The organism is Pseudomonas sp. MF09150 (assembly GCF_059862355.1).
On record NZ_JCBCUS010000001.1, the window covers coordinates 1,425,076 to 1,442,424 of the forward strand.

The 17,349-nt window shown below is 58.8% G+C and carries 31 protein-coding genes and 1 pseudogene; 26 read left to right on the top strand and 6 right to left on the bottom strand.

The genetic code is table 11. The annotated features are described in order from the left end of the window. Positions 1–70: 70 nt before the first annotated feature. The 3 genes from AC19YX_RS06210 to AC19YX_RS06220 are packed head-to-tail and all read right to left on the bottom strand — an operon-like array spanning position 71 to position 1,108. Complete coding sequence (locus AC19YX_RS06210) at positions 71–367, bottom strand: hypothetical protein (protein WP_457246952.1); 297 nt, start codon at positions 365–367, stop codon at positions 71–73. After that, positions 367–843, bottom strand: coding sequence for a phage regulatory CII family protein (locus tag AC19YX_RS06215; protein WP_500605917.1), 477 nt, complete (start codon positions 841–843; stop codon positions 367–369). The genes AC19YX_RS06210 and AC19YX_RS06215 overlap by 1 nt, the downstream gene beginning before the upstream one ends. A gap of 28 nt (positions 844–871) precedes the next feature. Next, complete coding sequence (locus AC19YX_RS06220; RefSeq protein WP_017479602.1) at positions 872–1,108, bottom strand: helix-turn-helix domain-containing protein; 237 nt, start codon at positions 1,106–1,108, stop codon at positions 872–874. Between the two features lie 112 nt (positions 1,109–1,220). Between AC19YX_RS06220 and AC19YX_RS06225 the strand changes: the two genes are divergently transcribed. The 7 genes from AC19YX_RS06225 (at position 1,221) to AC19YX_RS06255 (ending at position 4,917) form a co-directional block, all read left to right on the top strand. Continuing rightward, positions 1,221–2,045, top strand: coding sequence for a S24 family peptidase (locus AC19YX_RS06225; RefSeq protein WP_500606135.1), 825 nt, complete (start codon positions 1,221–1,223; stop codon positions 2,043–2,045). 4 nt (positions 2,046–2,049) lie between these two features. Next, complete coding sequence (locus AC19YX_RS06230; protein ID WP_500605918.1) at positions 2,050–2,289, top strand: hypothetical protein; 240 nt, start codon at positions 2,050–2,052, stop codon at positions 2,287–2,289. 41 nt (positions 2,290–2,330) lie between these two features. Continuing rightward, positions 2,331–2,906, top strand: coding sequence for a DUF6932 family protein (locus AC19YX_RS06235; protein ID WP_500605919.1), 576 nt, complete (start codon positions 2,331–2,333; stop codon positions 2,904–2,906). After that, the gene (locus AC19YX_RS06240; RefSeq protein ID WP_102618505.1) at positions 2,893–3,795 is read left to right on the top strand and encodes a hypothetical protein; all 903 of its coding nucleotides are present in this window, start codon (positions 2,893–2,895) and stop codon (positions 3,793–3,795) included. Before AC19YX_RS06235 ends, AC19YX_RS06240 begins: the two co-directional genes overlap by 14 nt. A 92-nt stretch (positions 3,796–3,887) precedes the next feature. Beyond that, positions 3,888–4,214: a DUF2388 domain-containing protein gene (locus tag AC19YX_RS06245; RefSeq protein WP_315415868.1), complete on the top strand. Its 327-nt coding sequence runs from the start codon at positions 3,888–3,890 to the stop codon at positions 4,212–4,214. 95 nt (positions 4,215–4,309) lie between these two features. Then, positions 4,310–4,603, top strand: a complete 294-nt coding sequence (locus tag AC19YX_RS06250; protein WP_315415870.1) for a superinfection immunity protein — start codon at positions 4,310–4,312, stop codon at positions 4,601–4,603. A gap of 50 nt (positions 4,604–4,653) precedes the next feature. After that, positions 4,654–4,917, top strand: a complete 264-nt coding sequence (locus AC19YX_RS06255) for a helix-turn-helix domain-containing protein (protein WP_500605920.1) — start codon at positions 4,654–4,656, stop codon at positions 4,915–4,917. 53 nt (positions 4,918–4,970) lie between these two features. Here the strand turns inward: AC19YX_RS06255 and AC19YX_RS06260 are convergent, their stop codons facing one another. After that, positions 4,971–5,282, bottom strand: a complete 312-nt coding sequence (locus AC19YX_RS06260; RefSeq protein ID WP_500605921.1) for a DUF1654 domain-containing protein — start codon at positions 5,280–5,282, stop codon at positions 4,971–4,973. Positions 5,283–5,832: 550 nt separating this feature from the next. Between AC19YX_RS06260 and AC19YX_RS06265 the strand changes: the two genes are divergently transcribed. The 14 genes from AC19YX_RS06265 (at position 5,833) to AC19YX_RS06330 (ending at position 14,306) form a co-directional block, all read left to right on the top strand. Next, complete coding sequence (locus tag AC19YX_RS06265) at positions 5,833–6,024, top strand: hypothetical protein (RefSeq protein ID WP_500605922.1); 192 nt, start codon at positions 5,833–5,835, stop codon at positions 6,022–6,024. Between the two features lie 63 nt (positions 6,025–6,087). Then, on the top strand, positions 6,088–6,393 hold the full coding sequence (locus AC19YX_RS06270) for a hypothetical protein (RefSeq protein WP_170060325.1): 306 nt from the start codon (positions 6,088–6,090) through the stop codon (positions 6,391–6,393). A gap of 577 nt (positions 6,394–6,970) precedes the next feature. Continuing rightward, positions 6,971–7,183: a hypothetical protein gene (locus AC19YX_RS06275; protein WP_500605923.1), complete on the top strand. Its 213-nt coding sequence runs from the start codon at positions 6,971–6,973 to the stop codon at positions 7,181–7,183. Between the two features lie 21 nt (positions 7,184–7,204). Then, complete coding sequence (locus tag AC19YX_RS06280; protein ID WP_500605924.1) at positions 7,205–7,366, top strand: hypothetical protein; 162 nt, start codon at positions 7,205–7,207, stop codon at positions 7,364–7,366. Between the two features lie 19 nt (positions 7,367–7,385). Continuing rightward, positions 7,386–7,817: a hypothetical protein gene (locus tag AC19YX_RS06285; RefSeq protein ID WP_500605925.1), complete on the top strand. Its 432-nt coding sequence runs from the start codon at positions 7,386–7,388 to the stop codon at positions 7,815–7,817. Further along, positions 7,814–8,005, top strand: coding sequence for a hypothetical protein (locus AC19YX_RS06290; protein ID WP_099490147.1), 192 nt, complete (start codon positions 7,814–7,816; stop codon positions 8,003–8,005). The genes AC19YX_RS06285 and AC19YX_RS06290 overlap by 4 nt, the downstream gene beginning before the upstream one ends. Next, entirely contained in the window at positions 8,002–8,139 is a 138-nt protein-coding gene (locus AC19YX_RS06295) for a hypothetical protein (protein WP_500605926.1), read from the top strand. Before AC19YX_RS06290 ends, AC19YX_RS06295 begins: the two co-directional genes overlap by 4 nt. Beyond that, positions 8,136–8,378: a hypothetical protein gene (locus AC19YX_RS06300; RefSeq protein ID WP_500605927.1), complete on the top strand. Its 243-nt coding sequence runs from the start codon at positions 8,136–8,138 to the stop codon at positions 8,376–8,378. Before AC19YX_RS06295 ends, AC19YX_RS06300 begins: the two co-directional genes overlap by 4 nt. Positions 8,379–8,534: 156 nt before the next feature. Further along, the gene (locus AC19YX_RS06305; protein WP_500605928.1) at positions 8,535–9,692 is read left to right on the top strand and encodes a hypothetical protein; all 1,158 of its coding nucleotides are present in this window, start codon (positions 8,535–8,537) and stop codon (positions 9,690–9,692) included. Positions 9,693–9,702: 10 nt separating this feature from the next. Further along, positions 9,703–10,461, top strand: coding sequence for an ERF family protein (locus tag AC19YX_RS06310; protein WP_500605929.1), 759 nt, complete (start codon positions 9,703–9,705; stop codon positions 10,459–10,461). After that, positions 10,458–11,225, top strand: a complete 768-nt coding sequence (locus tag AC19YX_RS06315; RefSeq protein WP_500605930.1) for a lambda exonuclease family protein — start codon at positions 10,458–10,460, stop codon at positions 11,223–11,225. The genes AC19YX_RS06310 and AC19YX_RS06315 overlap by 4 nt, the downstream gene beginning before the upstream one ends. Then, the gene (locus tag AC19YX_RS06320; protein ID WP_500605931.1) at positions 11,222–11,812 is read left to right on the top strand and encodes a hypothetical protein; all 591 of its coding nucleotides are present in this window, start codon (positions 11,222–11,224) and stop codon (positions 11,810–11,812) included. The genes AC19YX_RS06315 and AC19YX_RS06320 overlap by 4 nt, the downstream gene beginning before the upstream one ends. A 69-nt stretch (positions 11,813–11,881) precedes the next feature. Further along, positions 11,882–12,193, top strand: coding sequence for a hypothetical protein (locus AC19YX_RS06325; protein ID WP_500605932.1), 312 nt, complete (start codon positions 11,882–11,884; stop codon positions 12,191–12,193). A 43-nt stretch (positions 12,194–12,236) separates the two neighbouring features. Next, a complete protein-coding gene (locus tag AC19YX_RS06330) occupies positions 12,237–14,306 on the top strand; it encodes a DNA cytosine methyltransferase (protein WP_500605933.1) in 2,070 nt (689 codons plus the stop codon). Here AC19YX_RS06330 and AC19YX_RS06335 read toward each other — a convergent pair. Continuing rightward, entirely contained in the window at positions 14,303–14,533 is a 231-nt protein-coding gene (locus AC19YX_RS06335) for a hypothetical protein (protein WP_078468668.1), read from the bottom strand. The genes AC19YX_RS06330 and AC19YX_RS06335 overlap by 4 nt on opposite strands. A gap of 70 nt (positions 14,534–14,603) precedes the next feature. Between AC19YX_RS06335 and AC19YX_RS06340 the strand changes: the two genes are divergently transcribed. After that, entirely contained in the window at positions 14,604–15,257 is a 654-nt protein-coding gene (locus AC19YX_RS06340; RefSeq protein WP_500605934.1) for a phiTE_072 family protein, read from the top strand. Next, entirely contained in the window at positions 15,250–15,564 is a 315-nt protein-coding gene (locus tag AC19YX_RS06345; RefSeq protein ID WP_500605935.1) for a hypothetical protein, read from the top strand. Before AC19YX_RS06340 ends, AC19YX_RS06345 begins: the two co-directional genes overlap by 8 nt. Here the strand turns inward: AC19YX_RS06345 and AC19YX_RS06350 are convergent. Beyond that, entirely contained in the window at positions 15,561–15,803 is a 243-nt protein-coding gene (locus AC19YX_RS06350; protein WP_078468665.1) for a hypothetical protein, read from the bottom strand. The genes AC19YX_RS06345 and AC19YX_RS06350 overlap by 4 nt on opposite strands. Positions 15,804–15,956: 153 nt before the next feature. On the opposite strand from AC19YX_RS06350, the pseudogene AC19YX_RS06355 reads away from it, so the two are divergent. The 3 genes and pseudogenes from AC19YX_RS06355 to AC19YX_RS06365 all read left to right on the top strand — a co-directional run. Then, a pseudogene (locus AC19YX_RS06355) lies at positions 15,957–16,271 on the top strand (hypothetical protein); the annotation flags it as partial. A 146-nt stretch (positions 16,272–16,417) separates the two neighbouring features. Continuing rightward, complete coding sequence (locus AC19YX_RS06360; RefSeq protein ID WP_500605936.1) at positions 16,418–16,795, top strand: ASCH domain-containing protein; 378 nt, start codon at positions 16,418–16,420, stop codon at positions 16,793–16,795. A 46-nt stretch (positions 16,796–16,841) separates the two neighbouring features. Beyond that, positions 16,842–17,333, top strand: coding sequence for an SAM-dependent methyltransferase (locus tag AC19YX_RS06365; RefSeq protein ID WP_500605937.1), 492 nt, complete (start codon positions 16,842–16,844; stop codon positions 17,331–17,333). Positions 17,334–17,349 lie beyond the last annotated feature (16 nt).

Genomic DNA, 17,349 nt, shown 5'->3' on the forward strand with positions numbered 1-17,349 from the left:
TATAGGTGTCCGGCGCATCCGTGGTAATTTCGAATTTCCACAAACGAAGGCCAGGAGGCCGGACATGTCATTAATCGATACTCAAAACTTCAACATCACCTGCGGCGAGTGCGCCCACCAATTCCCTCATTCGGTCGGTTATCTGAAGCTCAATGACCGAATGACCATCTGCCCCGAATGCGGGAATCGCCACCAACTCGACAAGGCCGGGTTTGAGGCTGCCGTCGCTGAGGGTGAAAAGCAGATCGATGACCTTCATGCGAAGGTGCGGAGCATCGGAGAGAATCTGTTCAAGGGCGGCAAATAGCCCCTCAAGCTCGGAAAGGCCCGGCTCGGCGTTCAGTTGAAGTTTCAGTTCGGCTTTCATCAGGCGACCTTCACCGAGGCTTTCAGCTGTGCCAGAGCGCTCTCGGCATGGTCGATCTCGCGCAGGATTCGCGCTCGCTCGACCTGATCTACTCGGCCATCAGCCATCGCTGCATGCGTTTCGACGGTCACCTCGGCAAACTCTAGAGTTGCGCGCCCCAGCGCCTCATGAATGTCGATTGCCGAGGGCTGATCCGTCTTCATGATCGAATAACCAAACTCGCCAGCCAGTGCAGCCAAGGGGCGCATGTCATCCGTATGTAGCAGCAAGGCATACAGGTGCTTTACGTTGAACCAGGCGTTGTCGTAATTCGCGTTGGCACGCTGAAGCAGGCTCACAGGAGGCATACTCATCAACGTGGCGAGATTCTTGGTGTTCGCCTCTTCTACGGCGGTGTCGCAAGCCCTCAAAAAATCCTGCATGCCTAAAACCTCGAAATTCTTTACGTGGCGCCCTGCAGGTGCAGAGGCGATCATTTGCTCAATGGAACGGCGGACAGGGATGTCAGGCGGCGCCGCGAAGGACTTTGTGCGCCAAGTCGAGAAGATCAGGGCGAAGACCCGCAATGGTGATCTCGCCACCAGATGCGTCCTGAAGGCGTTCAGCCAAGTCCGCAGAGGCTTTGCGGTGACCGCCTGCCAGCTGCCACAGGTGCCCTACCGTCGTCTTAGCAGCGGCAGCCACTGACTGGCGCCGTTCGTTTGAAGCGCTGGCGAGCCAGTCACGCAGATGGTCATTCATGGGATCTCTCCTTAAACATAGGAGAAATTTAGCTTATGGCTAATATCGTAGCAAGGAATATTTAGCTTTGAGCACATTTAGCATTGAGCTAAAGGCTGGCATTCTTGCCCGCATGGATATTTATGCGATTCGCAAGCAGAAACTGATCAGTCTGATAGGAACCCAGAGAAAGGGCGCTTGCGCCGAGCGCTGGGGAATGGCACCTGCGCACCTGAGTCAGATTCTGTCGGACAAGACTGCAAAGAACCTTGGGGACGATGTTGCGCGGCGAATTGAGGTTGTCGAGAAGCTGCCAAGGGGTTGGTTTGACTCCATCTCGGCCGACGAGTCGACATCTCTAAATAGCGGCGCCGCGGAAGGCGAAGCATCGGCGCAGAGCGCGGCCGACCAGGTAAGACAAATGCTTGCGAAGGTCAGCGGCTTGACGAGCGCTGCTCGTGACCGAATCATCGCGGCGGCTGACGAGACGAGTAACGTCATAACAGTCGACTTCTCTCGCCCGGGCCAAGTCGGCGATGAGGTGTGGATTGCCCACTACGACGTGCGTGCGGCGATGGGCGGCGGACAGATACCGCACGAATACCCGGAAATGCTCCAGGACATAAGGGTCAGCCCGAAGCACCTGCGTGATCTGGGCGTAACCTTCAAAGAGCACTTCCACCTCAAGATGATCACCGGGTGGGGACAGTCGATGGCTCCAACCATCAAGGATCGAGACCCGCTACTGGTCGACATCACGATCCGGGAGTTCACTGGGGATGGCATCTACCTTTTCTCCCACGACGACATGCTTTACGTGAAGCGGTTGCAGAAGAAGGGCAAGGATCGTTTCAAGATGATCTCGGACAACAAGCACCACGACCCCGAGGACATCCGGGTGGATGACACGCACATCCTTGCTCGAGTGCTTTACGTGTGGAACGGACAGCCGGTTTAACGCCATGGCCCTGACCAAACCTAACCAGCAACTGCACCGCGACCTTAAAGAGGCTACCGCCCTGCTCAAGTGGTCAGGCGTCGACCTGAAGCAGGCTGCTGTAAAGCTTTCTGATGCCGGCCAGGAAGATGACGCTCGCGAACTGATAGCGATCGCTATGAGGTTCCAGGAGGTCGAGGAGCTGATGGATGGGTATGCGGATGAGGTGAAGGCTGGCCAGATAACGCGCTCAAAATCAAATTAAGCTGCACCTAGCGCTCTTATAACAGCACCACAAGGAGGTAAGTGTTGATCCCGCAATGGAATCACCAAGGGATAATTCCCCCCATTGATGAAAACGACCCGACGGCGCTTGAGAGGGCGCCATATCCGGTAACCGTCGAGCAAATCGTTGAGCGATTTTCTACTACAATTGAAAGGTGCGAGATTCTCGAAGGCTTCCTATCCCACCGAGCTGAAATGCACCGTATAGGCGTTGTCTCTGGCTTTCAGTGGTTGAATGGAAGCTTTATGGAGCACGTTGAGTTGCTGGAAGGGAGAGCGCCAAACGACATGGATGTTGTGACCTTTGCGGATATTCGACCGGAAGTGGAAGCTGCTTTGGCGCCGGAGGACATCAAGGCGCTAACCGATAACCCGTGGATAAAGCAAACCTATAAGGTTGACTTTTACCTTCTCCCTCTGTCGGAACCTGCGGAATTTTTAGTCGAGATGTCGGCATACTGGTACAGTATGTGGTCTCACAGAAGGTCTCAGCAGTGGAAAGGCTTTTTGAGCGTCAGGCTCGAGCCGGACCATGATGATGGTGCCAGGCGTCTTTTGGAGAATCGCAAGCGGGAGGTCCAGAATGAACAGAACTGAATTCACCCATGCGCAGGCTGAAATCAATTTCTTGGATCGCATGTCGCGCAAACCGGGGCTGAGCAAGCTCGCGCAACTTTCAATGAGCTCAAGAAAAGAGCAGGTTGAATCGCGCCTGCTTGATCCTGGTAGAGGGGCATTTTCTCCCGCAAAAGCTGTAGTGACCTACCGAGGCGCTCCCGTTTGGGGTGTGCATGGTGTCGTTGCTGAGTTTGGCGCCATAGCAACTGCGAAGTTCTCGGAAGCTATTGCTGCCGTAGCCGCTTCTATCGGGGGTGTTTTGAATGATTTTGGCCCCATACCGAACAAGGCCCAGAATCAGATACTCATAACAGGCACGGCTGTCGGCTCTTTCGGATTTGAGTTTGAAGAGGCTCCATCACTTGAGGCGCAATTGCCTCTTGAGGGAACCACGTCTGTTTCGCAGGCATTTGAGTTGGTAGCTGAGCTGCTCGAAGCCTCCACCAAGAGTGATGAGGAGTTATCCGAGCCTGCCTCTCGGCTAGGCACCAGGGCGATAGCAACGATTTCGGATTACCTCGACAAGCTGATCTCATACGAAGCCTACTGCTCAGTGGCAACCCGCGACCATCTGTTCTCGTTTACGAGTGTTGATCAGGTCAGGATTAGCAGGTCCCGCCTCAGTACTGAAAACATTTCCGAGAAAGGCGTCGAATTTTCTGGCGAGTTCTTGGGGGCCTTTCCTGCGGAAAGACGGTTCGAATTCAAGACTCAGGAAGGGATTGTGATACACGGAAGAATTGCCGCCGAAATTGAAAATCCGGCAGTTATCAATATGCACCTGAATAAAGCCTTTACCATTCAAGTTCGTGCTAGAACGGTGGGCAAAGGCAGGCCGCGATATACCCTATCCCAGCTCCCCTGGTAATCAAGCCCGGCCCAGCGCCGGGCTTCTTGTATCTGGCAAGCGCCCTGCTCTGCTATGGTGGCGCCCTCTGATCGCAACGGAAGCTTCGAAGAATGGACTCATGGAAGACTCTGGCAATCGCCCTACTGGCATCGATCAGCGCTGACGCTGCAGCGTTTGAAGTCAAGAACCCCGTCGAGAGAACCCTGACAGTCACCACCATGGTTCCAACGATGATCCTCGGTGGAACCACAGCATTTACGGTCTACGGCCCGTCAATGATGATAAAGGCGAAGGACGATGCCCTCGCGTTCATTGGGTCAGATGGAGAGATTCGTGGGGCTCAATTTGAGCAGGCTTCCAGATACTATCGGTCTTCCTATCCCTCCCCTCTCATGTCAGATATGCAGCTGGCCCAAGCCATCGCATCCACCTTCTGAGCAGCGCGCATATTGGTCATGAAAACGCCCGTTATCTAAAGCGCGTGCCGCATGGTATCAATTAGCCATCGACCAGTTCTCACGGAGTAACTGCGATGAAGGTTTTTGGATTGGCACTGCTCGCACCGACCTGCCTGGTCAGTTACTTCATCAGTAGCGGCGACAATGGAGTCGCTATTGCAGCTGACCTTATGTTCTACATCACCGCCGTTGCCCTGTACCTATTCCCCTCAATCTACATCGCCCTGGTCGAACCAGTTCCCCCGCGACGTATATTTATCATCAACCTACTGACAGGCTGGACGCTGATCGGATGGTGCGCGGCCTACTACTTGGCTTTGCGCGGTGCAGAGTTGCGAGTCGAGGATGAGCTCAGTGAGAACGTGTAGGGCTAGAAGGGCTCTTCACCCCACGATTCAATGGGGGCGGTACGCCACGAATGCTAAAGTCCGAGCTCAATTGCGAGGTAGCGTCATTGAAAGAGATCACTGATCGACTCAGGGAAGAGAGGATTCGTCTAGGCCTGACCCAGGCAGATCTTGCAAAGGCTGGCGGGTTAAGAGTGAATGCCCAAAGCATCTACGAGAGAGGGGCGAGAGTGCCGAATGCAATCTACCTGGCCAACATCGCCAAGGCTGGCGTGGACGTGCTTTATGTTGTGACCGGCAAGCGAACACCCTGTACTGCAACGCATAAAGCCTAGCTCCCCCCGACCTGAATCCAGAGCCCGCCACTGAGCGGGCTTTTTCATGCCTATCAGAAAGGCGCCGCCTCTTCTTCTGGCTGAAACTCGACCTCTCCCCTGCCCGCCACCTCGACTTCCTGCTGCTCCCACCTCACCGTCACGCTGCCGTCGTCATTGAGTGTCAGCTCAAGCTCGTCGGTTTCGGCGATTACGCTCAGCACCTCTTCCCACTCGCGATCTCCATCCGTGTCCAGGCGATGGATCGTCACCCAGCGCTGCGTCTGCGCGACGGGGTGATTGATCATCGATGAGACGCGCAGCGCAAGGCGCTCCATGCCACTCAATTCTCCCCGAGATGCGGGTGCAGCCTGCTTCTTCGCCATGAAATCCCCTCCCAGCCGAATGCTGTATATCCATACAGCTTACGGAAAAATCATAGCTCACTGCTAACTGCCGCGTAAAGCGCTTATGGACTCAAGCCAACGGCGCGGAGAGATCTGTCGAGTCGATTTAATTTCGCCAATCGCTAAATATTTAGCTTGGAGCTATTGACGATATTTTAGCTTGAGGCTAAATTAACTCCATCGCAGCGACACAGCCACTGCGAAGGGCCTCCGGCCTGCCGCTCTTTAAAAACATGACGTGACCACCGCGACGTACCCAGGCAATCACCTGGGTCGGAAGAAGCTAAATCGCCGCCCATGCAGCCTCTGGATAGCTGCCGCACTCCCTCATGCGAGTGCGCGAAACCACGCAAGCCAGCCAGGAAGAACACCGGACACGAAATGTGTGACCTGGCCAGAGATATGAATCGGGCGAAGCGCGTGGTGGAGAAACGAACTACCGAGAAATCCTCGGGGGTTCAACTGGACAGCATCACTGAGCAGCCTTCTCGCGAGGGCTGCTTGGGATGACAACCAAGAGGAATTAACCATGGCTATTCGTAACGACAAAGGTCAGTTCGTCAGCACCAACACGGCAATGGCCGCCGATCTGCAGGGCTTTATTGATGACTGGACGCATTGGGCCAAGCAAGCGCTGCGCGGCGGTGACAAAGCGGAAGCCGCTCGATGCATGGCAGAAGTTCGCGACTGCCGCCAGAAACTGAGCACGCTGCAAGCATGACGGACCTTTTTACTGATGCACCTGGTTACCCGGGTGCATCGGGAAAACAACCGGAGCGTGACCATGAACAAAGAAGAGATTTACGACAGCCAGATCAGCCCCCTGATGCTGCAAATTATCGAAATCTGCAAGGCCCAGGGCATTGCGATGATTGCCAGCTTCAATATCGCTCACGATGGCGAAGGCCCGGACGGTGAAGACTGCTCCAACCTGACATGCACGTCCCATCTCCCCGATGGCGATCAGGTTTTTGATGAGCGCTACAGCAAGTGTGCCGTAACAATCCGACGTGGAGCGCCGCAATCACTGGCAATGCACATCACCAGCCAGAACCCTGATGGATCAAAAACGCTGACAGCGATTATTTGAACAACCAGTGCTACGACAGCCTGTCGCTAACTGCCCGAGGCCCTGGTACTCCCCAGCACCAGGCTGCATCGGAGTGTGATCTGTGGATCGGTTCGACGGTATGAAGGCCGGTATCGCCACAGATATGCAGCGCAAGGCGACGGGCGCCCGGTAGCCGAACGCGTAAGTCTTCCAGGTTCGATTCCTGGGCAGATCACACCCCGATGCAGATTCAATAGGTGGCCGCTGCCTTCCCAGTGAGCGAACAGCAGGAGATACGGCCATGAAGTAGATCAACGGTTCACTCGTGTGGCGTAGCAAGCCTGAAGGCTTCGCCCAGCACCCTGACAGGCAGCGGAAAGCAGGGCCGACGATGTCACCGCGCATCAGCCGAAAGGTAGGCCCAACCAAAACGAAGACGAACACCGCAGGCGAGTCCGAGGGCATAGCTGGCCAGACTCGACACATCCCGGGCAGTGCCGGGCGCCTGCACCCTTCCCCGCCTCTACCCTTCAGCACTCCTCCCCCGCGCCCATCGGCAACCAGCGGGAGGCATGAGTGTTGACGAATACAGGTGAACCAACGAATGGAGAGAGTCATGGAATCAAAAATCGCTCCAGATCCTCTGACGGCGCTGTCTTCTGCCGTCGATAACGCAGAACAACGGGTGTTTGAAGATTGGCTGCAGCGAACTTCGCCAAGCGGTGACTGCGACCAAGTCCACTCGCAGTGGCTTGAGAGCAGCGACTTTGAAGATTTTTGCACCGAGTGGGCTGAGCAGATTTTAGAAATCTCGGCCCGTTCCGCCTAACCCCAAACACTGGAGGTCGCCATGCGAACCGTAGAAGAAGTAGAAAAGGAGGTTGGCTGGACTGAGGAAGAGGCATCCCAGTGCGGCTGTTATGCCCATCCAGAGCCATGCGAGCGCTGCTGGTCATTGGGCTGGGCACTTGGTGGTGACGACATCATCAAGCCTGAACGTAACCCAGAATAACGCCACCCTGGAGGCGACCATGTCAGCACTACGCAAGGCTCAATTTGAGCATGACGAACTACTGCCGCCTCCGGTGAGCGAAGAAGACCTGGCGGAGATTGAATGGATCGAAGCGAGCGCTGAGCGGTTGATGCTCGGGTACCGAATTGAGTGGGGCTACAACAAAGCTGACCGCGGTGAAGTGACCCAGGCCGACTACTACCGGGCCCTTCAGGATCACGCCAACCAGCGGCAGATCGACGGCGAGGACAAGATCGACGCCTTCGGGCAGCTTCTGGCTGCAGCCGGAAACTTCGGCAGCGGCGGTCAGATGTTTGACCTGTCCGTCTATCTGCTTGGCTCCAAGACGGCCCGAAAGGAAATTGCTGTGGGCCTGCTCAAGCCACACGCAGCCAATGCTGTGGCGCTCCAGGAAGAGCAAGACAAGCTTGAGCGGAGGGTCGGATGGTGAGCCCTCACATTCTTATCGACGTGGCTCTCGATGGCCTCAACCATCCCGACAGCCCGCCAGATAACAGCATTCTGGTCCAGCAGATCATCACCAGGTTAATGACTGATGGACTCATCACCCTCGACGAATTCAGTCACTACTGCCAGCGCTTGCTGAAGATCGTCAGGCAGCGCAAGGAGGCCGCATGACCATCATCGCCGGATCATTCAAAGGAATCGCCGAGGCCCTGAGAAATCAGGGTTTCTTGTTTCTGGTGGACGTGAAATGGATCGAGCAGCCTTGCAAGTGTGCGGGCCGCTGGACGTGCAAGGTGGCGATGTGAGTCGGATCAAGGCGGTGCATCTGGTTGAGCACCATTGCGCGGCGGTGGATGACTGCGAGTGCAGCACGCATTGCATGATCGAAGGTTATGAAATTCAGGAGACCGGCATACGCAAGCATGTCACCTGCAAGAACTGCCTTCGAAGCATGGCCGCCGAAGAAAAGCGAAAGTGGCGGAAATACTCCCAGCATATTGCGTCCTGCAAAGCCTGGGCTGACGAAGCAAGGGGTTACGAATGACCTCCTACCAAAGAGCCAAGCGCTACTGCTTCTGGCGCGGGTCTGCCATCACGCTAACCCTCCTCTCTCTATTGATGCTGCTTGGCGCCCTCGCCGATCGCGTCACCCAGTAACCAACACCTTCAATCGCTGCGAGCATCGCGGCAAGGAATCCCCATGTCCGCAAAACAGCAAGTAATCACCATCGACGACATCAGCGCCGACAACGCGCCGGCCATCTACGTTGCCGGTGGCCTGGGCCAGTTCTTCGACGCGGTGAAGGCCGAAGTCACCGGTGAGGTGCCCGATCTGACCACCCGCAAGGGCCGCGAGCGCATCGCTTCCCTCGCCGCCACAGTCAGCAAGTCGAAAGCAGCCGTGGAAAAGCCGGGCCGTGACTACCTGCGCCGCCTCAAGGAAATGCCAAAGGTGGTGGAAGCCGAGCTGCGCGATTTTGTCACCAAGATGGACAACCTGCGCGATACCACCCGCCAGCCGCTGACGGAGTGGGAAGAGGCCGAGCAGGCCCGCAAAGACAAGCATGTTGACGGGATTCAGGGAATCAAGGATCTGGCTGTTTTCGAGGCAACACCGGCCGCCGCCCATGTCGCCCAGGTCATTGCCGACCTTGAGCTGGTCGAAATCAACGATACCTGGGAAGAGTTCCTGGCCGAAGCCGCCCAGGTGAAGGACCAGACACTGGCGAAGCTGCGCGCCCTGCTGGCTGAGCGCACTACCTACGAAGCCGAACAAGCCGAACTAGTGCGCCTGCGCGCCGAGGCAGAGGCGCAAGCCCAGCGCGACCGCGATGCGGAGATTGCCCGAGTCGCCGCCGAACAAGCCCGGCTCCAGGCTGAGCAGCGGGCCCAAGCCGAGCGCGAAGCTGCCGCACGACGTGAACAGGAACTGCTGGACCAGGCCGCCGCCACTCAGCGGGCCGCGGCACAGGCTGCACTGGATGCCGAGGCCGCCGCCGAACGCCAACGCCTGCAACTGGAACTGCAGGCCGAACAGTCCCGCGCAGCAGCGGCACAGGCCGAGACGAACCGAATCGCCGCTGAACAGCGCGCCGAGCAAGAATGCATCGCCGCGGCGCGTCGCCAGGAAGAGGCCGTAGAGCAGGCGCGACTGGCGGAGATTGCCCGGCAGGCAGCGGAGGCTGAAGAGACGCGGCGCCAGCAGAAGGCGCGCGAGGCGGACCAGGCTCACAAGGTGAAGATCATGGGCGCCGCCAAAGAGGCGCTTATGTCGATGAACATCACCGAGGAACTGGCCAAGGCCATTGTTCTGAAGATTGCACGCCGCGAAGTCCCACACATCACCATCCAATTCTGAGGTAGCCAGCATGAGCGGCCAAATCATCGTTCCCGAACAGCGGCGCCAGGCTGTGGCGCCGATCTCCACGGACAACAGCATCATGGCCGTCATCAGCCGTGCCGCCGCCGATCCAACCTGCGACATTGAGAAGATGGAGCGCCTGCTGGCCATGCACGAGCGCATGCAGGCCAAGGAGGCGGAGCAAGCTTTCAACGCAGCGATGGCAGAAATGCAGTGCAACATCCCCACGGTTTTCGAGGGTGCAGTGAATCTGCACACAGGCAACTCCTACGCCACTCTGGACCACATCACCCACACCCTGAAGCCAATCATGCAGCAGCACGGGTTCGCCATCACCTTTAAGGTTGAAAACGCGGACAAGGCAATCAAGGTCACCGGGATTTTGATGCATCGGGGTGGGCACCGCGAACAAACAACCATGACCCTCCCGGCTGATATTGGAAAGGGTCGCAACGACGTTCAGGCCGTTGGCTCATCGACTACCTACGGCAAGCGCTACGTGATGTGTGCGCTGCTGAACATCACGACCGGCGATATCCGCGACGACGACGGACAGTCGTCGGACGGCTCTGAAACAGAGGATATGCGCGCCCAGGTCGTCGCGGACATCCTTGAGCGTGTTGGGCAGACCACGACGCCGGATGAGCTGAAGGATGTTTGGCAGGCCAGCCTGAAAGTTCTTCAGGCGTCGGGAGACACCAACGGGTATTCCACAGTGAAGACGGCGGTTACCGTCCATAAAGCCAAGCTGGAGGCGCCTCAATGATCATCGTGAATTGCACTCAGGGCTCCCCTGAATGGCTCCAGGCCCGAGCTGGAGTCATCACCGCCAGCATGTTCAGCACCGCACGCTCCAAAGTGAACGGGCTGAACGCCCAGCAGAAAAAATATGTCGACGCCATGCTTGCCGGGAAAGGCGAAACGAAAGCGATGGAGTTAGCCGGGTACAAGGCCGGCCCAAAGGCCGAGGTCGTTCAGCGCGCTCTGGACGGTGAAAAGGTCGGGGAGCCTTCGAACGCAGCACTGTCCTACGCCTTTGAGTTGGCCGTCGAGCGCATCGGCGGCGCGCCGCTGGACGGCGGGTTCGAGACTTGGCAGATGCGCCGAGGGCATGAACTGGAGCCCGAGGCGCGAATGGAACACGAAATCCAGACCGGACTCATCGTCACCCAGGTCGGCCTTGTGAAAACAGATGACGGCGTATTCGGCGCCAGTGCAGACGGATTCATCGGTGATGACGGCGGCTCTGAGTACAAGTGCTTCCTGGCCCCCGACAAACTCCGCTCATTCCACATCGACAATGATGCCAGCGAAGTCATCGACCAGGTGCAGGGCTGTATGTGGATTACCGACCGCAAGTGGTGGCACATCGGGATGTACTGCCCGCTGTTGAAAGCGGTGGGTCGCCAGCTCTGGTGGAGAGAGTTCAAGCGCGACAACGACTACATCGAAAACCTCGAAGAAGACCTCTGGGAATTCAAGCTGCTGGTAGACGGGTACGAGTCGGCGCTCAGGAGTAAAGCAGCATGATCAGCATCCTGCAGAACGAAGTCGAAAGGCTTCGCCCGTTCCACGATGAGCTGGCCGAACAGATGGCCGAGTTTGTGGCGCGTGGCGGCAAGATCGAAGTAGGGCCGCCGAGCGGCTACAAGCCTAAGGAAATCACCTACAGCAACCAGATGCCGCCGGCGCCCAAGCCGTTCGTTCGCCGGCGGGTGGAGGCAGCCCCTCTGCCGCCGGCCCCGGTGAATGGGCGCACGGAAAAGCGGATGAGGAATGTCGAGCGCGCTATCGCCCTGGCCCCGACTCACACCCAATCCGAGGCTTTAGCCATTCTGGGCATCAGCAGGCGGACCCTCTGCAGCATGGCTCAAGAACATGGGATCAAGTTCAAGAAGCCAACTCGTGGCGGGGCCAACGGTGCCGAGCGATCGGAACAGCTGGAAGCCCGAGACGCGAAGTATGCCGAGCGGATTCGCGCCTTCCTGGAACTGGGCATAACCCGGCGCCAGTGCTGCGGAAGTCTGGCGATAAGCAACAAGGCCTTTGAACGGATCATCGCCGCCCACGGCATCGACTACCCCAAAGCACGCCAGGGCACTTCATGCGCCGCATAGCCCGCATCCAGCAACGCAAACGCCAAACCTGGCTGGATCTACCCGCCAGCGCAATCGAAGAGGTAAGCCATGGCTGCCGCCCCGAAAGAACGCTCAGCAAAGACTGCGGCGAGGCGAAAGACTCGCGGCGAGGAAGAATTGCGACTGCACACCATGGCCGGCACCCGTCAGGCCTTGGCTGATTTGATGGCCTGGCACGGCATTGAGGAACAGGGCGAGGCCATGACATTGATGGTTCACCATCTGCACGGCCTGGGCCCGGCGGGGTCAGCTCAGTTCCTCGCGCCGCCGCGACACGAATACGTGATACCCGAAAACGTGTCGGCAAAACTTCAACTCGCCTACGCCCGCGAATCACTGCGCATCTGCCACGACGAATAACCACCCAACATCAACGAATCACGCCAGCCGGCGAGGATCCCCTATGTCCGCACAACAGAAGAAACACCCCTTCGATTTCAAAACCCAATACGGACTCGGCTTCAACCCTCAGGACGATGAGATCGTTGTCGACTTCTTCTGTGGCGGCGGCGGTGCCGGGACCGGTCTGGAGATAGGCCTGGGCCGCACGGTGAATGTGGCGAAAAACCACAGCCCCCAGGCAATCAGCATGCACACCGTAAATCACCCGGGCGCGAAGCACTTCACCACCGACGTGTTTGAGGGTGATCCGGATACCGAATGCGGCGGCAAGGCCGTCGGCTGGTTTCACATGTCCCCGGACTGCACCCACCACAGCCAGGCAGCCGGCGGCCAGCCGCGCAAGCGCGAGATCCGCAACCTGTCGTGGATCGGCCTGAAGTGGGCAGGCATGAAGCGGCCCCGGGTGATCAGCCTGGAGAATGTGAAGCAGATCCTGCAGTGGGGCCGGCTGATCGCCAAGCGCGATAAGGCCACCGGCCGCGTGGTGAAGCTCGGCGGCGAGATTGCTGCACCTGGTGAGGTTGTGCCGGTGGGCCAGCAGTTCCTGATCCCTGACCCGAAACAACGTGGCCGGACTTGGCGCCGTTTCGTGGCCCTGCTGGAAGGCATGGGCTACGTCGTTGAGTGGAAGGTGATCAAAGCGTGCGACTTCGGCGCACCGACGAGCCGCGAAAGGCTGTTCATGATCGCGCGGTGCGATGGCCAGCCGATCGTGTGGCCGGCCCCCACCCACGCAAAGATCCCAGCAAAGGGACAGCAGAAGTGGAAAACGGCCGCCGATTGCATCGATTTCAGCGACTTGGGCAAAAGCATCTTTGGCCGCAAGAAAGACCTGGCCCAGGCCACCCTGCGCCGTGTCGCCAAGGGCATGAAGAAGTTTGTCATCGACAATCCGGCGCCGTTCATTGTGCCGATTGCCAACTGGTCAGGGGAGGCAGTTCAGTCGGCCGGTGAACCGCTGCGCACCATCACCTCTTACCCAAAGGGCGGCGCCTTCTCGGTGGTGAGCCCAATCATTGCCCCGGCAACCCACCAGGGCAGCGACCGGATCAACGACCCGCTTGAACCGTTACCGACAGTCACCTGCGCGAACCGTGGGGAACTAACGCTGATCAGTCCCGTGATGGTTACCGCTGCCCACGGCGAAGGGAAGCCGGGAGGCGTTCAGCGCTGGGGAGACGGTTGCAAATCCTCTGCTGACCCGTTGGGCACCGTCACAGCAAGCGGCGGGCACTCGATCGCATCAGCGCACCTGGTGAAGTTCCGATTCAACGACGCGGGCAAGGCTCTGGATGAGCCACTGCCGACCATCACCAGCGGCGGCAACTATCAGCGGCCGGCCGGGGCCGCTCATGCCATGGGCATATCCACGGTGTTCATGGCCCAGATGAATGGCGGATTCAACACCACGGCCGCCAAGAGCATCGAAGACCCAATGACCACGGTGACTAATACCGGCAGCCAGCAGCAACTGGTGGCAGCGAACCTGGTGCACTTGCGCGGTAACTGTGACGCACGGGACGTAAACGACCCGCTGCACACCATCAGCGCCGGCGGCCAGCACCACGGGCTGGCCAGCGCATTCATGGAGCGGGCGTTCGGCGCCAGTGTTGGCCAGGGCCTGGAAGAACCGGCGCCTACCATCACGGCCGGTGGCGGCGGAAAGAGCTCGCTGGTATCGCTGACACTCTCGCCAGAGCATGAGGCGGGCGCCCTGCGTGTCGCCGCATTCCTGATCAGCTACTACGGCACCGAGAACATCAGCGCCTGCGACTCACCAGCACCGACCATCACCACCAAGGATCGCTTGGCCATGGTCACCGTAATGCTCCAAGGGACGCCGTATGTGATCGTCGACATCTGCCTGCGGATGCTGAAACCGGCTGAGCTGTACAAGGCCCAGGGCTTCCCGGCCGACTACATCATCAGCCACGGCGCCGACGGCAAGCCGTTCACCAAGACCCAACAGGTGCACATGTGCGGCAACAGCGTCAGCCCACCGCCGATGGCGGCACTGGCGCGGGCCAATGACCCGTGGCGCGTTACTGAACGGGTGTCGGAGGCGGCTTAAGCCCTGCCGGCTACCAGCTTGGCACCCAGCTCTCGGCCGGCCACCTGCGCCAGGCCACGGTCAACATAGGTTCGGTCACCCGCAACAACCGGCACCACCACTTCGCCGCCCCGCTTCACTTCGACGTTGATCCGCCAGGTCTCACGGCCCTCCTCGTCCTTCTCGCACTCCATGTAGTTCCAGAGCTGAAAGCCTTCGTGCTCATCATAAATATCGTGCTTTGTCATGGGCTTGCTCGTTTGAGTGAGGCGCCATCGTAGCACCCACTGTCTGGGCCTGGCCCGGCAAGGACTCACCATGCCTACAGAAAACAAACCGACCACACCGCTGCAGGTCGTGCGCTCGACAGTCACAAAGCTGGTGATCACCGGCGCTCCGCGGCTGGACCCTATCACCGTCTTCCTCGAGGACTTCGGCCGGCGCGACTGCCCGACTGAATCCGATCCGAACTACCAGACCGCCCAGGGCAAGATCACCATCAACTGCTGGGACAATAGCTGGAACGCCTACTGGGGCGACATGGGCCCTCGCACCGTCGCCGAGTTTGTGGGCGATTGCGGCTGGGACTACATCCTGAATTGCCTGGATCGCGGTATCAGCCCTACGGTGTTCAGCGGCAAAGCTCTGCACACCCTGGCCCAGAAGTGCATCGTGCAGCGCCGCCGGCAGCAGACAGGCCGCCATGACTGGGAACTGGGCGAGCTGAGCAAAAGCGAAGCCCGCCAGCTCTGGGACGACATCGATATTCTGCGCAGTGTCGAGAGATCGAGCGAGTGCTGGCATCACAGCGCGCTGCTGACCGAGCTGTTCGGGGACGAATGGCACTACCCGCTCGATGGGAAGGCTGTCGAGGAAAACCACGAATACACATACCTGCGCCGCGTTGTCGAGGCCGTGCAACAAGCCCTGCGCCAGGAGCAGCAGACCGCCGAGGGCGCGAGCCATGAATAACGAACTGCGCAAACTGCTGGAGCGTCTGAGGGATGCTCACGTCTCGATTGCTGGGCCTGAATTCTGGGGCGCGTGGAAAGAGCTGCGCGCCCTTCTCGCCAAGCCAGCCGTCCAGCACCAGGGCGAGCCGGTGGCGTGGGCCAATGGTGAGCAGCTACTGCTGTGCAGTCGTTCGCCGCGAGAGGTGCAGCCGAACAATCCGATGATGCACAACCTGCCGAGGAATATCGCGGGTAGCGCACTGCGCACGGAGTACTGCGATACGCCGCTCTACGCCGCCCAGCCCCATGGCGAGCATCCCGCTTAAGTCAGTTGCCAGTCGATCCAACGTTCGGCCGCTGCCATCGCATCTGCCAGGGCGGCCTGGTAGTCCTGCCAGGGGCCGGCGATCTCCGCCGCCACATTCCCAAAGCCGGGAATCTCGCTCGACTCAATCACCCGGAATAAGACCGGTGCCACATCGTTTGGCCGCTCCCATTCGAACTTCAGAAACACCTTCTGCCCGCGGTATTCATGTTCGATTGGCACATCCCGAATGTGTGACACACGCCCTCCTTAATTGAACCAAGTTGAACCATGATGAACCATTAAGAACCAAGTTAAACCATACTTTTACACCCAATCGGGTGGACTCTCTATCGAGGCATAAAGCCATCCCTCCCTTTCAAGTTAGCCGCTATTGCGGCCAAGGACGAAGTCATGCCTGAAGAAATCAAATTGATCCAGCCAGCCCCGGTCGTGCGCGATGAATATGGCATGTTCGCTCATCCCGATATGCCCGACTTCGACGAGGGCGACGGTGATAAGTGCAAGGCCTGGGTCGCTTCACAGCACTTGCAGGTGAAGATGGTGGAGCTCGAATACCACAGCGACGAATCGGTCTCTGAGCGCTATTTCGAAGCTGGGGACCCAGACTGCAGTTACTGGGAGCCGGATCGGCCTGATGGCGAAGGCTGGTTCTGCCTGGCCATTCACGACACCGACGACGGCCCTGTCTGCTGGTGGGCGCGCCGGGAGGAAATTAATGCCCCCTTGGCTGCTCTGCGCAATGAGGCCGTAGAGGAATGGCTTGAGGGGGTAGCAGTCGACCAGGGGCCGGAAGCAGCCGACAAGTGCAAAGAGATCCTCCTGAAGTGCGGCTACTGCACCCAGGTGACCCCGTGAAGGCCCTTTCAATTCGCCAGCCCTGGGCGTGGCTGATCATCCACGGCGGCAAGGACGTCGAGAACCGTTCCTGGCACACCAAGTATCGTGGCCGTTTCCTAGTGCACGCGGCCAAGGGGATGACCAGCGATGAGTTCACCCAGGCGCTGCTGTACTGCTTGGACCGCGGACTGACGCTACCGGATCGTAACGACATGCAGTGTGGCGGCATTATCGGCTCTGTAGAGCTGGTGGACAGTCTTGATCACAGCGACTCGCCCTGGTACATGGGCGAGAAGGCGTTCCTGTTGCAAGACCCGAAGCCTCTGTCGTTCACGCCGCTGAAAGGCCGACTCAACTTCTTCGAGGTCCCTGATGAACTGGTGACCCCATGATCGCCCTCGCCTACATGCTCTACCTGATCTACACGGGGCCAAGGCCATGAGCGCCGCGGCGAAGGTTCTCGACCCCTGCAGCGCCAGCCGCATGATGTGGTTCGACAAGCAAGACCAGCGGGCCCTGTTCGGCGATATCCGCGATGAGGAACACCTGCTGTGTGATGGTCGGGTGCTGCGGGTCGAGCCGGACGTTCTGATGGACTTCCGGCAACTGCCCTTCGCCGATGGTGCCTTCCGCCTGGTCGTGTTTGACCCGCCACACCTGACCCGGGCCGGGGTGGATAGCTGGATGCGGGCGAAGTACGGAATGCTCACCAGCGACTGGCGCGAGGATATCCGTCAAGGCTTCGCAGAGTGCTTCCGAGTGCTGGAGCCGGAAGGAATCTTGATCTTCAAGTGGAACGAGACCCAGGTACTGGTGAGCGAACTGCTGGCACTGACCAACGAAAAGCCCCTGTTTGGCCACAAGTCCGGCAAGCGGGAAAAAACGCACTGGATCACGTTCATGAAGCGCTACAGCCCGCCCAGCCCCTAGAGCAGTCAGCGGGGTG

Bases quoted from the DNA above. Each gene is read 5' to 3' on its own strand.
- AC19YX_RS06210 (WP_457246952.1), bottom strand. From the start codon at position 367: ATGAAAGCCGAACTGAAACTTCAACTGAACGCCGAGCCGGGCCTTTCC.
- AC19YX_RS06215 (WP_500605917.1), bottom strand. From the start codon at position 843: ATGATCGCCTCTGCACCTGCAGGGCGCCACGTAAAGAATTTCGAGGTT.
- AC19YX_RS06220 (WP_017479602.1), bottom strand. From the start codon at position 1,108: ATGAATGACCATCTGCGTGACTGGCTCGCCAGCGCTTCAAACGAACGG.
- AC19YX_RS06225 (WP_500606135.1), top strand. From the start codon at position 1,221: ATGGATATTTATGCGATTCGCAAGCAGAAACTGATCAGTCTGATAGGA.
- AC19YX_RS06230 (WP_500605918.1), top strand. From the start codon at position 2,050: ATGGCCCTGACCAAACCTAACCAGCAACTGCACCGCGACCTTAAAGAG.
- AC19YX_RS06240 (WP_102618505.1), top strand. From the start codon at position 2,893: ATGAACAGAACTGAATTCACCCATGCGCAGGCTGAAATCAATTTCTTG.
- AC19YX_RS06245 (WP_315415868.1), top strand. From the start codon at position 3,888: ATGGACTCATGGAAGACTCTGGCAATCGCCCTACTGGCATCGATCAGC.
- AC19YX_RS06250 (WP_315415870.1), top strand. From the start codon at position 4,310: ATGAAGGTTTTTGGATTGGCACTGCTCGCACCGACCTGCCTGGTCAGT.
- AC19YX_RS06255 (WP_500605920.1), top strand. From the start codon at position 4,654: ATGCTAAAGTCCGAGCTCAATTGCGAGGTAGCGTCATTGAAAGAGATC.
- AC19YX_RS06260 (WP_500605921.1), bottom strand. From the start codon at position 5,282: ATGGCGAAGAAGCAGGCTGCACCCGCATCTCGGGGAGAATTGAGTGGC.
- AC19YX_RS06265 (WP_500605922.1), top strand. From the start codon at position 5,833: ATGGCTATTCGTAACGACAAAGGTCAGTTCGTCAGCACCAACACGGCA.
- AC19YX_RS06270 (WP_170060325.1), top strand. From the start codon at position 6,088: ATGAACAAAGAAGAGATTTACGACAGCCAGATCAGCCCCCTGATGCTG.
- AC19YX_RS06275 (WP_500605923.1), top strand. From the start codon at position 6,971: ATGGAATCAAAAATCGCTCCAGATCCTCTGACGGCGCTGTCTTCTGCC.
- AC19YX_RS06280 (WP_500605924.1), top strand. From the start codon at position 7,205: ATGCGAACCGTAGAAGAAGTAGAAAAGGAGGTTGGCTGGACTGAGGAA.
- AC19YX_RS06285 (WP_500605925.1), top strand. From the start codon at position 7,386: ATGTCAGCACTACGCAAGGCTCAATTTGAGCATGACGAACTACTGCCG.
- AC19YX_RS06295 (WP_500605926.1), top strand. From the start codon at position 8,002: ATGACCATCATCGCCGGATCATTCAAAGGAATCGCCGAGGCCCTGAGA.
- AC19YX_RS06305 (WP_500605928.1), top strand. From the start codon at position 8,535: ATGTCCGCAAAACAGCAAGTAATCACCATCGACGACATCAGCGCCGAC.
- AC19YX_RS06310 (WP_500605929.1), top strand. From the start codon at position 9,703: ATGAGCGGCCAAATCATCGTTCCCGAACAGCGGCGCCAGGCTGTGGCG.
- AC19YX_RS06315 (WP_500605930.1), top strand. From the start codon at position 10,458: ATGATCATCGTGAATTGCACTCAGGGCTCCCCTGAATGGCTCCAGGCC.
- AC19YX_RS06320 (WP_500605931.1), top strand. From the start codon at position 11,222: ATGATCAGCATCCTGCAGAACGAAGTCGAAAGGCTTCGCCCGTTCCAC.
- AC19YX_RS06325 (WP_500605932.1), top strand. From the start codon at position 11,882: ATGGCTGCCGCCCCGAAAGAACGCTCAGCAAAGACTGCGGCGAGGCGA.
- AC19YX_RS06330 (WP_500605933.1), top strand. From the start codon at position 12,237: ATGTCCGCACAACAGAAGAAACACCCCTTCGATTTCAAAACCCAATAC.
- AC19YX_RS06335 (WP_078468668.1), bottom strand. From the start codon at position 14,533: ATGACAAAGCACGATATTTATGATGAGCACGAAGGCTTTCAGCTCTGG.
- AC19YX_RS06340 (WP_500605934.1), top strand. From the start codon at position 14,604: ATGCCTACAGAAAACAAACCGACCACACCGCTGCAGGTCGTGCGCTCG.
- AC19YX_RS06345 (WP_500605935.1), top strand. From the start codon at position 15,250: ATGAATAACGAACTGCGCAAACTGCTGGAGCGTCTGAGGGATGCTCAC.
- AC19YX_RS06365 (WP_500605937.1), top strand. From the start codon at position 16,842: ATGAGCGCCGCGGCGAAGGTTCTCGACCCCTGCAGCGCCAGCCGCATG.